This window comes from Nonomuraea sp. SBT364 (assembly GCF_001083785.1).
In the GTDB taxonomy this organism is placed as follows: Bacteria; Actinomycetota; Actinomycetes; order Streptosporangiales; family Streptosporangiaceae; genus Nonomuraea.
This window is the reverse complement of record NZ_LAVL01000208.1, coordinates 1-13,185: the sequence shown is the minus strand read 5'-3', so window position 1 is coordinate 13,185 and position 13,185 is coordinate 1. Positions and strand designations below refer to the sequence as shown.

Annotated in this window: 14 protein-coding genes and 2 pseudogenes; 8 read left to right on the top strand and 8 right to left on the bottom strand. The window is 72.3% G+C overall.

The window, feature by feature from the left end:
- Positions 1–221, bottom strand: a pseudogene (locus ADY59_RS54165) (carboxyl transferase domain-containing protein); the annotation flags it as partial.
- 45 nt (positions 222–266) lie between these two features.
- A pseudogene (locus tag ADY59_RS53010) lies at positions 267–335 on the bottom strand (hypothetical protein); the annotation flags it as partial.
- A gap of 112 nt (positions 336–447) precedes the next feature.
- On the opposite strand from ADY59_RS53010, the gene ADY59_RS42720 reads away from it, so the two are divergent.
- From ADY59_RS42720 to ADY59_RS42710, 3 genes are all read left to right on the top strand, one after another.
- Positions 448–1,722, top strand: coding sequence for an FAD-dependent oxidoreductase (locus ADY59_RS42720; RefSeq protein ID WP_049575608.1), 1,275 nt, complete (start codon positions 448–450; stop codon positions 1,720–1,722).
- Complete coding sequence (locus tag ADY59_RS42715) at positions 1,719–3,062, top strand: class II 3-deoxy-7-phosphoheptulonate synthase (protein ID WP_049575606.1); 1,344 nt, start codon at positions 1,719–1,721, stop codon at positions 3,060–3,062. Before ADY59_RS42720 ends, ADY59_RS42715 begins: the two co-directional genes overlap by 4 nt.
- Positions 3,063–3,153: 91 nt before the next feature.
- Positions 3,154–3,921 carry an SAM-dependent methyltransferase gene (locus tag ADY59_RS42710; protein ID WP_082310832.1) on the top strand — a complete coding sequence of 256 codons (768 nt, stop codon included), beginning with the start codon at positions 3,154–3,156 and terminating at the stop codon, positions 3,919–3,921.
- A gap of 40 nt (positions 3,922–3,961) precedes the next feature.
- Here the strand turns inward: ADY59_RS42710 and trxA are convergent, their stop codons facing one another.
- The gene (trxA, locus tag ADY59_RS42705) at positions 3,962–4,336 is read right to left on the bottom strand and encodes a thioredoxin (RefSeq protein WP_049575603.1); all 375 of its coding nucleotides are present in this window, start codon (positions 4,334–4,336) and stop codon (positions 3,962–3,964) included.
- 76 nt (positions 4,337–4,412) lie between these two features.
- Complete coding sequence (locus ADY59_RS42700; RefSeq protein WP_049575602.1) at positions 4,413–6,104, bottom strand: ExeM/NucH family extracellular endonuclease; 1,692 nt, start codon at positions 6,102–6,104, stop codon at positions 4,413–4,415.
- Positions 6,105–6,210: 106 nt separating this feature from the next.
- On the opposite strand from ADY59_RS42700, the gene ADY59_RS42695 reads away from it, so the two are divergent.
- Complete coding sequence (locus ADY59_RS42695; RefSeq protein WP_049575599.1) at positions 6,211–7,248, top strand: pentapeptide repeat-containing protein; 1,038 nt, start codon at positions 6,211–6,213, stop codon at positions 7,246–7,248.
- On the opposite strand, the gene ADY59_RS42690 is transcribed toward ADY59_RS42695, so the two are convergent.
- Genes ADY59_RS42690 through ADY59_RS42680 form a run of 3 tightly spaced genes read right to left on the bottom strand, consistent with a single transcriptional unit; the run spans position 7,214 to position 8,302 of the window.
- The gene (locus ADY59_RS42690; RefSeq protein ID WP_049575596.1) at positions 7,214–7,633 is read right to left on the bottom strand and encodes an SRPBCC family protein; all 420 of its coding nucleotides are present in this window, start codon (positions 7,631–7,633) and stop codon (positions 7,214–7,216) included. The genes ADY59_RS42695 and ADY59_RS42690 overlap by 35 nt on opposite strands.
- Positions 7,626–7,952 (bottom strand): ArsR/SmtB family transcription factor, encoded by a 327-nt coding sequence (locus tag ADY59_RS42685; RefSeq protein WP_049575593.1) that lies wholly within the window; start codon positions 7,950–7,952, stop codon positions 7,626–7,628. The genes ADY59_RS42690 and ADY59_RS42685 overlap by 8 nt, the downstream gene beginning before the upstream one ends.
- On the bottom strand, positions 7,949–8,302 hold the full coding sequence (locus tag ADY59_RS42680; RefSeq protein WP_049575591.1) for a VOC family protein: 354 nt from the start codon (positions 8,300–8,302) through the stop codon (positions 7,949–7,951). The genes ADY59_RS42685 and ADY59_RS42680 overlap by 4 nt, the downstream gene beginning before the upstream one ends.
- Before the next feature lie 95 nt (positions 8,303–8,397).
- Here ADY59_RS42680 and ADY59_RS42675 point away from each other — a divergent pair, with 95 nt between their 5' ends.
- A complete protein-coding gene (locus ADY59_RS42675; protein ID WP_049575588.1) occupies positions 8,398–9,042 on the top strand; it encodes a permease prefix domain 1-containing protein in 645 nt (214 codons plus the stop codon).
- Here ADY59_RS42675 and ADY59_RS42670 read toward each other — a convergent pair.
- Positions 9,026–9,373, bottom strand: a complete 348-nt coding sequence (locus ADY59_RS42670; protein WP_049575586.1) for a PadR family transcriptional regulator — start codon at positions 9,371–9,373, stop codon at positions 9,026–9,028. The two genes, ADY59_RS42675 and ADY59_RS42670, sit on opposite strands and share 17 nt — an antisense overlap.
- Before the next feature lie 88 nt (positions 9,374–9,461).
- Here ADY59_RS42670 and ADY59_RS42665 point away from each other — a divergent pair, with 88 nt between their 5' ends.
- The 3 genes from ADY59_RS42665 to cydD all read left to right on the top strand — a co-directional run.
- Positions 9,462–10,631 (top strand): cytochrome ubiquinol oxidase subunit I, encoded by a 1,170-nt coding sequence (locus ADY59_RS42665; protein WP_049575584.1) that lies wholly within the window; start codon positions 9,462–9,464, stop codon positions 10,629–10,631.
- 9 nt (positions 10,632–10,640) lie between these two features.
- On the top strand, positions 10,641–11,405 hold the full coding sequence (locus ADY59_RS42660; RefSeq protein WP_049575616.1) for a cytochrome d ubiquinol oxidase subunit II: 765 nt from the start codon (positions 10,641–10,643) through the stop codon (positions 11,403–11,405).
- A gap of 16 nt (positions 11,406–11,421) precedes the next feature.
- A partial coding sequence (gene cydD / locus ADY59_RS42655; RefSeq protein ID WP_049575614.1) for a thiol reductant ABC exporter subunit CydD occupies positions 11,422–13,185 on the top strand: 1,764 nt, incomplete at its 3' end.

The window sequence follows — 13,185 nt, the reverse complement described above, 5'->3', positions numbered from 1 at the left end:
TACTCGGCCTTGAACTCCAGAAAGCGCGACCCGTCGGCCAGCCGCGCGATGACCTCGCGCACGTCGTACGGCTGCCGCGTGTCGGCGGGGATGAGGCCGTAGAGGTCGTGCGGGTCGTGGCGGGGGCGGTCGGGGGGGACGGGGTCCCCGGGGGGCTCCGCGCGCGGGGGGGGGGGGGGGGCGAGGGCCAGCCGGGCGGCCGTCTCGCGCAGGCGCCGCACCTCGCCCCGGCAGCCATGGCAGCCGGACAGGTGCTCCTCGAAGGGCGCCAGCTCGGCGGGCGGCAGCGCGTGCACGGCGTAGGCGCCGGAAAGGAGGTGGAGGTCGTCGTCCATGTCCACTCCCGTGAGAGGCGGCTGCACCCCATGATTCGGCCTGCCCGCCTTTCCGGATGCAGGTATTGCCCCCTTTCCCGGGGCGTGACACAATCTCATCAGGTGATGAATTATGAGTTGTGTGATCGCGGGCGGCGGCCCGGCGGGCGCGATGCTCGCCCTGCTGCTGGCCCGGGCGGGCGTCGAGGTGACGCTCCTGGAGAAGCATGCCGACTTCCTGCGCGACTTCCGCGGCGACACGATCCACCCGTCGACCTTGCGGGTGCTCGACGAGCTGGGGCTGGCCGGGCGGTTCCTGGACCTGCCGCACCGCAAGGCACACCAGCTGAGCATGGTGACCGACAGCGGGCCGATCCGGCTGACGAGCCTGCGCGGGCTGCCCGGCGGCTACGACTACATCGCGTTCGTCCCGCAGTGGGACTTCCTCGACCTCATCACGTCCGAGGCCGCCCGCTACCCCGGCTTCAAGCTGCTCATGCGGGCCGAGGCGTACGACCTGATCCGGGAGGGCGGCGCGGTACGCGGGCTGCGCTACCGCGACCCGTCGGGCGAGCAGGAGATCAGGGCGGCGCTCACCGTGGCCGCCGACGGCCGGGGCTCGGTGCTGCGCGGGCGCGCCGGGCTGGTGCCGCAGGAGCTCGGCGCGCCGATCGACGTGCTGTGGTTCCGGGTGCCGCGTGAGGAGTCGGACCCCGACCAGCCGTTCCTGCGGGTCTCCAGCGGCCACGTGGTCGTCGCGATCGACCGGGGGACGTACTGGCAGCTCGCGTACGTCATCCCCAAGGGCGGGCATGACCGGCTGGTGAGTCGGGGCATCGGGGCGCTGCGGGAGCCGGTGGCGCGGATGCTGCCGTTCCTGGCCGGGCGGCTGGCGTCGATCCGGAGCTACGACGACGTCAGCGTGCTGACCGTCGCGCTGAACCGGCTGCGCCGCTGGCACCGGCCCGGCTTCCTGTGCGTCGGCGACGCCGCGCACGCCATGTCGCCGGTGTTCGGCGTCGGCATCAACCTGGCGGTCCAGGACGCGGTCGCCACCGCCAACCTGCTGGCGGGCGCGCTGCGCACGCCGGCGCCGGACCCGCTCCCGGAGTCCGCGCTGCGCCTGGTGCAGCGGCGGCGGATGCCGCCGACCCGGGTGACGCAGGCGGCGCAGCGGCTGGTGCAGAACCGGCTGATCAAGCCCGCGCTGGGCAGGCGGCTCGGGCCGCCGCGGCTGCGGCCGGACCTGGCGCGGGTGCCGCTGCTGAACCGCCTCACCCGCCGTTTCATCGGCCTCGGCGTACGACCGGAGCACGTGGCCGTGACCCCTATCTTGAAACGGTCTTCTCACAACGTGGACACGGCGGTCGGTGGGGAGGACCCGGTGGAATACCCTCGTATGTCGTGAGCGCACTGACCAATTCGCTGAATCTCGATTCGTGGCGAGCCCTCTCCGCGGCCCAGCAACCCGACTGGCCCGATCAAGGCGAGCTCAAGAAGGTCGTCGCCGAACTCGGCGGCCTCCCCCCGCTGGTCTTCGCCGGAGAGTGTGACCAGCTCAAGGACGAGCTCGCGGCCGTCGCCCGGGGCGAGGCCTTCGTGCTGCAGGGCGGCGACTGCGCCGAGACGTTCGCGGCGGCCACCGCCGACAACGTGCGCAACAAGCTCAAGACGCTGCTGCAGATGGCGATCGTGCTCACCTACGCGGGCAAGGTGCCCGTGGTGAAGATCGGCCGGCTGGCCGGGCAGTTCGCCAAGCCGCGCTCGAAGGGCACCGAGACCCGCGAGGGCGTCGAGCTGCCCGCCTACAGGGGCGACATGGTCAACGGCTTCGACTTCACCGCGGAGTCGCGCCGACCCGACCCGTGGCGGCTGCTCAAGGCCTACCACTCCTCGGCCGTGACGCTCAACCTGGCGCGGGCGTTCACCAAGGGCGGCTACGCCGACCTGCGGCAGGTCCACGCGTGGAACCAGGACTTCGTGGCCGAGTCGCCCGCCGGGCGCCGCTACGAGCAGCTCGCCCGGGAGATCGACCAGGCGCTGGCCTTCATGCGGGCGTGCGGGGCCGACCCGGAGGAGTTCCACTCGGTGGAGTTCTACTCCTCGCACGAGGCGCTGATCCTCGACTACGACCAGGCGCTCACCCGCGTCGACTCGCGTACGGGCCTGCCCTACGACGTGTCGGCGCACATGGTCTGGATCGGCGAGCGCACCCGTCAGCTCGACGGGGCGCACGTGGAGTTCTTCTCCCGCATCCGCAACCCGATCGGCGTCAAGCTGGGCCCGACCACCACGCCGGAGGAGGCCCTGGCGCTGGTCGAGAAGCTCAATCCGGACAACGTGCCGGGCCGGCTGACCTTCATCACCCGGATGGGCGCCTCCAAGATCCGTGAGCACCTGCCGCGGCTGGTCAAGGAGGTCACCGCCTCCGGCGCGCAGATCGCCTGGATCTGCGACCCGATGCACGGCAACACGTTCGAGGCGCCGAGCGGGCACAAGACGCGGCGGCTCGACGACGTCCTCAACGAGGTGGCGGGCTTCTTCGAGGTGCACCGCTCGCTCGGCACGCACCCGGGCGGCATCCACATCGAGTTCACCGGCGACGACGTGACCGAGTGCGTGGGCGGCGGCCACGAGATCGCCGAGGGCGACCTGGCGACCCGCTACGAGACGGCCTGCGACCCTCGGCTCAACCGGGGCCAGTCGCTGGATCTCGCGTTCCGGGTGGCGGAGCTCTACCGAGGCTAGGTGATCCACCTCACACCGGGGGTCATCGAGCACGGTGACCTCCGGAATCTCCTAAGATCACGCCGTAAAGGGCGAAATATCAGGAGTTTTGGTGGACAGTGCTCCGGAGGGCGTCGACCCCAACGTGCCCAACGTCGCGAGGATGTACGACTACTACCTCGACGGCAAGGACAACTTCGCGGCCGACCGGGAAGCCGCCGAGCGGATCATGAAGATTTTCCCGGTCACCAAGGACGCCGCCAGGGAGAACCGGGCATTCCTGCGGCGGGCCGTGCGCGAGGTTGTCGCGGGCGGCGTACGGCAGATCATCGACCTGGGGGCCGGCCTGCCGACCCAGGGCAACACCCACGAGATCGCGCCGGAGGCGCGCGTGGTGTACGTGGACTACGACCCGGTCGTGTGCACGCACGGCCGCGCCCTGCTGGCCAGGGGCGAGAACGTGGACTTCTTGCAGGCCGACGCCAGGAAGCCGGAAGAGCTGCTCGAACGCCTCGGCGAGATGGTGGACCTCGGGCAGCCGGTGGCGTTCATGATGCTGGCCATCCTGCACTTCATCCCGGACGGCGACGCGTACGACATCGTCGGCACGCTGCGTGACGCCAGCGCGCCGGGCAGCCATCTGATCATCAGCCACGCCATCGACGCCAAGCCTGACACCACGCCGCAGGCGATCGAGGTGTACAACCAGGCCACGGCCGGGCTGAACCTGCGCACGCACGCGGAGATCGTCCGCTTCTTCGACGGCTACGAGCTGCTGGAGCCGGGCCTGGTCTTCCCGAAGGACTGGCGGCCCGACGGCGAGGAGACCTACGGCGGCGGCACCGCCATCGGCTACGCGGGCGTCGGCCGCAAGCCCTGACGGACGCGGCGGCCCCGCCGGAGCGGGGCCGCCGTGACGGTCACTTCTGCTGCGCGTCCTTGAGCTCCTTGTCGAGCTCGGCGCGGATCTCGTCCATGTCCAGCGCGCGGACCTGGCGGATGAGGTCGGCGAGCGCCGGCGCCGGGATGGCGCCCGGCTGCGAGAACACCACGATGCCGTCGCGGATGGCCATCAGCGTCGGGATGGACCGGATCTCGAAGCCCTGCGAGAGCGCCTGCTCCTGATCCGTGTCGATCTTGCCGAACGTGATGTCCTGGTGCTCCTCGGAGGCCTTCTCGAAGATCGGCCCGAACATCTTGCAGGGGCCGCACCACTCCGCCCAGAAGTCGAGCAGGACGATCCCCTTGTCGGCGATGTCGTTGAAGTTCGTCTCGGTTACTTCGATGGTCGCCACAAGTGGCTCCTCGCATTCGTCCGTCAGCGTGTGTCTACACAGGGAGAACCCCTACCCCCGCGCCGGCATTCCAGCCTCAGCCGCGCCCTCCCGGAAGGGTGAGCCCGATGACGATCGGGTCGTGGTCGGAGGAGCGGAAGGCGTCCGGCCGGTAGAGGCCCGGCGGGTTGAACTCGGTGTTGTAGTCGAGGATGCGGGGCTCGTCGGCGTTCACGTGCCAGATGGCGGCGCTGGTGACGCGCTTGAGGAGCTGCTTGCCGACCAGCATGTGGTCGAGCTCGCCGGCCAGGCCCTCGAAGACGTAGCTGTAGCGCCGCGAGGCGGGCACGAACTTCTTCGTGACGCTGGTGAGGCCGCCGGCTTCGAGCGTGTCGATGGGGTCCTCCTCGCCGTAGGCGTTGAGGTCGCCGAGCACGATCGGGCCGGGCAGGCCGGCGGCGAGGCCGAGCAGCGCCTGCGACTGGCGCACGCGGGTGGGGTTCCAGCAGCCCTGGCCGTCGCCCTGGTCGGCGTCGGGGCCGCCGGTGGGGCAGGAGCCCTTCGACTTGAGATGGTTGACGATCATGGTGAACGGCTGTCCGCCGCCCGTCCGCCGGAAGGTCTGGATGAGCGGGGGCCGGCTGAAGACCGCGTCCTCGGACGACGCCGTCTTCCCGACCGGGGTGAGCTTGCCCGGCTTGTAGATGAGGCCGACCTGGATGGCGTCGGTGCCCGGGTACGGGTGCGTCAGCGCGGCGTACGTGCCCGCGCCCACTTCGGCGTTGAGCGCGTCGACCAGCGCCCGCAGGGCGGTCTGGCCGTTGTTCTCGACCTCCATGAGGCCGACGGCGTCGGCGTCGAGCCCCTTGAGCGCGGCCACCAGCTTGGCGAGCTGCCGCTGCTGCTCGGCGGCGTCGGTCGCGCCGCGCGAGCCGAGGGTGGTGAACCAGTTCAGCGTGTTGAACGAGGCCACCTTGACGTTGCCGCGCACGGGGAACGGCCTGGCCGGCCGGGGATTGGCCGGGCGGTAGGCGACGGGCCCGGTGGGCTGCAGGCGATATTCGCCGAACCCGTACCCGAGGACGCCCGTGAGGCCGGTGATGGTGTCGCCGGCGCGGACGAGGGGCGGCAGCGTGTCCGGGTTCTGCCGGGAGGAGCCGTCGTCGACGAGCAGGGAGCGCCGCTCGTTGAGCGCGGGGTCGACGCCGGGCCGGTCGGTCGGCTGGAACAGCCGGCCGCCGGAGGAGAGCGTCACCTCGCCGAACCGGCCCAGGTTGTAGTGCTCGCTGACGGTCAGCGGCTGCGGGAAGGTGAGGAGCGTGTTCTCGACCGGCTCCAGCCCGTCGGCGGGCAGGCGATGCCGCTGGGGCGCCACGGAGCCGCTGCCGCACACGTCGACGGCGGTGACCGGCGACAGCTCGGTCCAGCCCTGGTACTCGACCGCCCGGCCGGTCACCAGGACGCGATCGCCGGCCTTGACGTCCTTGAACGAGTCGCGGGCGTAGGCGAACAGGCCGTCGGAGGTGGCCGGGTCGCCGTCCGGCGTGGGGTCCTGGAGGAAGAAGCCGCTGAGCTGGTCGCCGCGCTGGAAGTCGCCGGTGACGACGCCTTCGACCCGGACGGTCTGCCCGGCGAGCGGGGTCTCGGCGCCGGCGCCCTGGACCTCGGCGATCTGCCGGTCCGCCGGGGTGTCACAGGGCCCGGCGGGCGCCGCGACGGCGGGTATGGCAGTGAGGCCGGCGGTGAATGTGGCTGCCACGGCGAACGCGGCAAGCGGTAAGGCACGCATGACCCGCACTTTAGAGGTAGTTCTCGGCCCAGTTTTCTACATAGATAAGGCTGGAACATGAAATTTCCGAACCTTGACACGGGCCGCCTCCGGGTATGACCCCTGTATGGACTGGGTCACCTGCGCGCACTCGGCCGCCTGCACCGGAGTCGCCCGCCCGCCGTCCGGACACTGCCTGGCCCACCTGCCCCAGGAGGATCTCTCCGCCGCCCTCGCCGCCATGGCCCCCGGCCGTCTGCTGGACCTGCGCGGCACCACCCTGGGAGGCGACCTGCTGCGCCGGGTGCTGGCGGCGGCGGGCGAGCGGCCGGGCCGGGCCAGGCTGGACCGGGCCAGGTTCACCGGCGACGTCCGGCTGTCGGGCGTGGCCTTCCAGGGGGACGTCTCGCTCGACGGCGCCAGATTCGAGCGGCTGGCGTCGTTCTTCGGCGCCCGGTTCGACGGGAACGTGTCGCTGGCCGGGGCCTGGTTCGCCAGGGAGCTGTCCTTCCACGGGGTGCGGGCGCGCGGGCACGTGTCGCTGGACCGGGCGGTGATGTCCCGCGACGCGCTGTTCAGCCAGGCCGTCTTCGATCACGGCCTGTCCTGCGAGAGCGCCCGGTTCGACGGCTACGCCACCTTCGACGGCGCCCGGCTGGGCGAGGCCGCCTGCTTCCGGGGCGCGCGGTTCGGGCGCACGCTGTCGTTCCGCAAGGTGGCCGGCAGCGCCTGGTTCGACGCCGCCCACTTCGCGGCCGACGCCTACCTGTCGGGCACCGGCCGCCTGTCGGCCGCCCGCGCCAGGGCCGACGCGACGCTGGACGTGGCCGTCCAGGGCTGCGGGGTGGACCTGCGGCAGGTGCGGGTCTCGGGCGCGACCACGCTGCGGCTGACCGACTCGCAGGCCGACCTGGAGGGCGCGGTGCTGCGCGGCCCGGCGACGGTGACCGGGCGCGGCCACGCCTCGCTGACGTCGTTGCGCGAGGTCGACGCGGCCAGCCTGGCGCTGGCCGGGCTGGACCTGTCGGCCTGCCGGTTCGCCGGGCTGGCGCACCCGTCGGGGGTGCGGCTCAAGGAGTGCACGCTCGCGCTCGGCCAGCGCGGGATGCGCTGGCCGATGCTGCGCTGGCTCAGAGCCCGGCCGCGATCCGCTCGATCGCGGTGAAGTGGCGCGGCCAGCCGCCGCCCATGATCCTGCGCGACAGCTGCTGCGTGGCGTCGTCCGGGTCGAAGCCCTCGTGGTCGAGGAAGAGCCGGGTGCCGCGTCCCTCGGGCTCCAGCCGCCAGCTCACCGTCCAGCCGGCGCCCCAGGCCAGCTTGAGCAGCTTGCGCGGCTCGACCTCCAGCACCTCGCAGTGCACGATCCCGTCGAACCCGACCTGCTTCTTGGGCGTGGTGGTCATGGTGAACCGGTGGCCGACCTCGGCCCGGAAGTCGCCCGGCATGAGCCAGCGCGCCACCAGCTCGGGCTCGGTGAGCGCGCGCCACACCTTGGCGGGCGGATGCGCGATGAACTGGTCCAGCCGGATCGCGCGCGGGTCGTCAGTCATCGTCGTCGTCCATTTCGTCGAGCAGATCGGTCAGGGCGGACAGCTTCTCTCTCCAGAAGCGCTCGTACGGTGAGAGCCAGTCGCGGATCTCCATCAGCGGCGCCGCCTCCAGGCGGTAGTGCCGTTCGCGTCCCTTGCGGGTCTCGGCCACCAGGCCCGCGTCCTTGAGCACCCTGAGGTGCTCCGACACGCTGGGCCGGCTCATGTCGAAGCGGACGGCCAGCCGCCCGGCGGGCTGGGCGCCCTCGTCGAGCAGCAGCCTCAGCAGCTCGCGCCGGGCCGGGCTGGCCAGCGCGGTGAAGACGTGGTCGGCGGTCATTCCTGGCTGACCACGAAAGCGTTGCCGAACGGGTCGGAGAAGAGCAGCTGCTTGCCCCACGGCTGGTCGGCGGGCCCCTCGTGGGCCACGCCGTGCTCGCCGAGCCGGGCCGCCAGCGCCTCGACGTCGGGCGCGGACAGGACCAGCCCGCCGATCGGCGCCATCGACGGGAACCAGGAGGCCAGCAGCAGCGTGCTCGCCGCGCCCTCGGGGGCGACGGTCAGCCAGCGGCCCATCGGGAACGGGTTGTCGGTGCGGACCTCGAAGCCGAGGACCCCGGTGTAGAAGGCGAGCGCGTCGTCCTGGTCGGTGACGGGCACGGTCACGGTGACGATGTGCGAGATGAGCATGTCAGCCACTATACGTAGGTTTTTTCCTACACAACAACAGGAATCAGGGAAAACCCCGATGGGCCCCCGGCGGCACCGTTCGTAGACTGGAGCCCATGCGCATCGACGACTACGTCACCGACCTCGGCCGGGCGCTGTCCGGGCCGTCCGGGCCGAAGCGGGACATGGTCGTCGAGGCACGCGACAGCCTGGTCGACGCCGCCGACGCCCACGAGGCCGGCGGCGCGGACCGGGAGGAGGCCGAGCGGCTGGCCATCGCCGAGTTCGGCGCGGTCCGCGACATCGCGCCGGGTTTCCAGACGGAGCTCACCGCGGTGGCCGGGCGGCGGCTCGGCCTGCTGCTGTTCGTCAGCGTGCCGGTGACCGTGATCATGTGGTCGATGGTCTGGCGCCTCCACCCGGGCGCCGTCACGGGCTACCCGCCCCCCGCCGGCTGGCACGTGTTCGTCTCACGGCTGCTCGACGTCCTCCAGCTCGGCACCGGGCTGTACGGCGGCGCCGCGCTGCTGGCGCTGGCCCGGGGGCTGGTCCGGCCGGGGCTGGTCACCCGGTCGCTGGGGGTGATCGTCTGGGTGATGCTGCCGGTCACCGGGCTGCTGAGCCTGGTGCTCGGGCAGACCTCCCCCACGGGGGCCGCGCTCTTCCTGCCCGTGGTGCTGGCCAACCTGGTGACGTCGGCGTTCTGGGGGATGCAGCTCTACTGCGCCACCCGGTGCCTGCGGCTCAGCCGGCCGGCCTGACGCCGGGCCCGAGGTCGGGCCGCAGCACGCTGCCGATCACGCCGGCGAACTCCCGCCAGGCCGACCGCTCGGCCTCCAGCTGCCGCCGGCCCGCGTCGGTCAGCCGGTAGGTGCGCCGCCTGCGCCCGCCGACCGTGGCCCACTCGCTGGCCAGGCTGCCGGTGCGCTCCAACCGGCGCAGCGCCGGATAGACCGTGCCGGTCGGCACGGACAGTGCGCCCGCGCTGCGCTCCTGCAGGGCCTCGATGATCGCGTAGCCGTGCAGGGGCTCTCGCTCCAGCACGGACAGCAGCAGCGCGTCCATGTGGCCGCGGAGCGCGTCGGGGTTCATGTCACCGATCCTAGGCATCCGTTCGTCATGTAGACAGACTACATGTAGGCTCTCTATATGTAGCCAGACACAACGACGGAGCGGAATCTTGGACGTACTCGAACTGGCGCGCACGCAGTTCGCCGTGACGGGGAGCCTGCACTTCCTGTTCGTCGTGCTCACGCTGGGGCTGGCGCCACTGGTGGCGATCATGCACACCCGCTGGGCGCGCACCGGCCTGCCGCTGCACGAGCGGATGACGCGCTTCTGGGGGCAGATCTACCTGGTCAACTACGCGCTCGGCATCGTCACCGGCCTGGTGATGGAGTTCCAGTTCGGGCTGGCGTGGAGCGGGCTCTCGCACTACGCGGGCGACGTGTTCGGCGCGCCGCTGGCCATGGAGACGCTGGTGGCGTTCTTCCTGGAGTCGACGTTCCTGGGATTGTGGATCTTCGGCTGGGGGCGGCTGCCCAAGTGGGCGCACGTGGCGTGCATCTGGCTGGTGACCGCCACGGCCTACGGCAGCGCGTTCTTCATCATGGTGGCGAACTCGTTCCTGCAGAACCCGGCCGGCGCGGTGGAGAGCGGCGGGCGGCTGGAGCTGACCGACTTCGGCGCGCTGCTGTCCAACAACGCGCTGGTGTACGCGTTCCCGCACGTGCTGGGGGCCGGGCTGTTCACCGGCGCGATGGTGCTCGTCGGCGCCAGCGCCTACCAGTTGCGCCGCCGTACCGCCGAGGTGGAGTTCTTCACCCGGTCGATGCGGACGGGCGTGATCACCGCCTCGATCGGCATCACGCTGACCGTGGGCTTCGGCTACGCGCAGTTCGCCGCGGGCATCCGTCCCGGGAAGTTCTCCGGGAACGCGCCGGCGGCGGTGCCGCTCGGCTTCATGATCGAGGGCGGGCACCTGTTCGCGCTCCTCGTGCTGTTCTTCATGCTGCCGCTGATCCGCGTGCTGCCGCGGTGGCGGTGGACGCATCGGCTGCTGATCGCGCTGACGCCGCTGCCGTTCGCGCTGGCCATCCTCGGCTGGCTGGCCAGGGAGATCGGGCGGCAGCCGTGGATGATCCAGGAACGGCTCACCGTCGCCGACGCCATGACGCCGGGGCTCACCGCGGGCATGGTCACCGCCTCGTTCGCCGGCTTCACGGTGGTGCTCGGGCTGCTCGCGGTCGTCGACTACGTGCTCATCGCCCGGGTGATCCGGCGCGGGCCCGGCGACGGACTGGCCCTCGGCGCGGCCGACGAGCGGCGCGCCCCCGCGATGAGCTACTAGGGAGTGGACATGGAAGTGCTGTGGTTCGCCCTCTTCGCCGTGCTGCTGGCCGGATATTTCGCCCTTGAGGGCTTCGACCTGGGGGTGGGGCTGCTGCTGCCCGTCCTCGGCAGGACGGCCGAGCGGCGTGACCGGATGGTCGCCGCGATCGCGCCGTTCGTGCTGGCCAACGAGGTGTGGCTGGTCGCCGTCGCCGGGACGATGTTCGGCGTCTACCCGCTGCTCGAAGGCGAGGTGCTGTTCGGGCTCTACCCGCTGGTCGTGGCCATGCTGCTGGCGTGGATCGTGCGGGACGCCGGGCTGTGGTTCCGGCGCCGGGTGGGCGGCGCGCGCTGGCGCCGGTTCTGGGACGCGCTGATCGCGCTCGGCTCGCTGTGGCTGTCGGTCGGCTGGGGCATGGCGCTGTACGGCGCGGCCACCGGGTTCGCCTCGTCGCCCGTGCATCCGGTGGGGTTGCTGCTGGGCGTGGTGGTGACGCTGCTGTTCGCCTTCCACGGCTGGACGTTCCTCGGCTGGCGGGCGCCCGGGCTCACCGGCGCCGCCCGGCCGGGACGCATGCTCGTGCTGACCGGGGCCACCGCCGCGCTGCCCGCGCTCGGCCTGCTCGCGGGTGCCATGGGCTACCTGCTGGACCACAGCGCGCCCCCCGCCACGCTGAATGTGCTCAGTCTCATGGTGCTCCCGTTCGCACCCCTCATGGTCGGCGCGCAAGTATGGGTATGGCGCACTTTCCGGCCGGGCAAGGACGCCGACCGGATCCCGTCGTTCTTCTGAGGCACCACGAGGCACTGTGCACAAGGATCTTCTGCGGCTCATGCGGGCCGAGCGCGCCGTACGCCGCCACCTGGCCGTCACCTTCGCGGCGGCCATGGCCGCGGGGCTGCTCGTCCTGGTGCAGGCCGAGTTGCTGGCCGGGGTGCTGTCCGGCCGGTTCACCGCGGTGGCGCTGGCCGGGGTGGCGGGCGTGGCCGGCCTGCGGGCGCTGCTCGGCTGGACGCAGGGCGTGTCCGCCGGGCGCACCGCGACCGGCGTCAAGTCGGCGCTGCGGCACCGGCTGCTGGCCCGGCTGCAGGAGCTCGGGCCGGCGCGGCTCACCGGGCACCGCTCGGGCGAGCTCGTCACGCTCACCGGCCGCGGGCTCGACGGCCTCGACGCCTACCTGACCGGCTACTTGCCCTCGATCGCCGTCGCCGCCGTCGTGCCGGTGGCCGTGCTCGTCCGGCTGCTGGCCGCCGACCTGGCGAGCGCCGTCATCGTGCTCGTCACGCTGCCGCTCATCCCGATCTTCGGCGCGCTGGTGGGGCTGACCACCAAGGCCGTCACCGAGAAGCAGTTCCACGCGCTGTCGCGGCTCGGCGGGCACTTCCTGGACGTGGTGCGCGGCCTGCCCACGCTGCGCGCCTTCGGCCGGGCCCGCTACCAGGCGACGGTGATCCGGCAGGTCGCCGACGCCCACCGCGCCGCCACCATGCGGACGCTGCGGGTGGCGTTCCTGTCGTCGCTGGTGCTGGAGCTGTGCGCGTCGCTGTCGCTGGCGCTGGTGGCGGTGCCCATCGGGCTGCGCCTGCTGGGCGGCTCGCTCGACCTGACCACGGCGCTGCTGGTGCTGCTGCTGGCGCCGGAGGCGTACCTGCCGCTGCGCGCCATGGGCACGCGCTTCCACGCGTCCATGGAGGGCGTGGCGGCCGCCGACGCCGCCTTCGCCGTGCTCGACCGGGACGGGGAGGACCGTCCCGGCCAGGGCTCCCGCGAGACGCCCGCCGGGGGCGGGGCGCCGCGGATCCGGCTGGAGGACGTCACCGTGCGCTATCCGGGCCGTGACGACCCCGCGCTGCGCAACGTCACGCTCACCATCGAGCCCGGCGAGCGGGTCGCCCTCGTGGGTGAGAGCGGCGGCGGCAAGAGCACGGTGCTGGGGCTCGTGCTCGGCTTCGTCCAGCCGTCGCAGGGCCGGGTGCTCGTCGACGGCACGGATCTGCGCGAGCTCGATCTGGAGGCGTGGCGGGAGCGGCTGGCGTTCGTCCCGCAGCGGCCGCACCTGTTCACCACGTCCGTCGCGGACAACATCCGGCTCGGCGCCCCCTCGGCCTCCCTCGGCCAGGTACGGGACGCCGCCCGCGCCGCCCACGCCGACGCGTTCGTCGAGGAGCTCCCCCAGGGCTACGACACGCCGGTCGGCGAGCGGGGCGCGAACCTGTCGGCGGGCCAGCGCCAGCGCGTCGCCCTGGCCCGCGCCTTCTGCCGCCCGTCGGCGTCGGTGCTCCTGCTGGACGAGCCCACCGCCCGCCTGGACGGCCGCAGCGAGGCGGCCGTGGTCGCGGCCACCTCGACCCTGTGCCACGGCCGCACCGCCCTCATCGTGGCGCACCGGCCGGCCATGATCGACCTCGCCGACCGCGTCATCCGCCTCCACGACGGCCGCGTCATCTCCGACACCCCCGCCCTCCCGGAGCACGCGCCGCCTCCGGGAGGACCGGCGGGCCGCTCCCCCGATGGTGCGGGTGCTTCCGGGCCGCACGAGGGGCGCCGGGGTGCAGGGAGCGCCGGGGTGGAC

Coding starts and splice junctions, on each gene's coding strand:
- ADY59_RS42720 (WP_049575608.1), top strand. CDS start 448: ATGAGTTGTGTGATCGCGGGCGGCGGCCCGGCGGGCGCGATGCTCGCC.
- ADY59_RS42700 (WP_049575602.1), bottom strand. CDS start 6,104: ATGCGTGCCTTACCGCTTGCCGCGTTCGCCGTGGCAGCCACATTCACC.
- ADY59_RS42695 (WP_049575599.1), top strand. CDS start 6,211: ATGGACTGGGTCACCTGCGCGCACTCGGCCGCCTGCACCGGAGTCGCC.
- ADY59_RS42690 (WP_049575596.1), bottom strand. CDS start 7,633: ATGACTGACGACCCGCGCGCGATCCGGCTGGACCAGTTCATCGCGCAT.
- ADY59_RS42685 (WP_049575593.1), bottom strand. CDS start 7,952: ATGACCGCCGACCACGTCTTCACCGCGCTGGCCAGCCCGGCCCGGCGC.
- ADY59_RS42680 (WP_049575591.1), bottom strand. CDS start 8,302: ATGCTCATCTCGCACATCGTCACCGTGACCGTGCCCGTCACCGACCAG.
- ADY59_RS42675 (WP_049575588.1), top strand. CDS start 8,398: ATGCGCATCGACGACTACGTCACCGACCTCGGCCGGGCGCTGTCCGGG.
- ADY59_RS42670 (WP_049575586.1), bottom strand. CDS start 9,373: ATGAACCCCGACGCGCTCCGCGGCCACATGGACGCGCTGCTGCTGTCC.
- ADY59_RS42660 (WP_049575616.1), top strand. CDS start 10,641: ATGGAAGTGCTGTGGTTCGCCCTCTTCGCCGTGCTGCTGGCCGGATAT.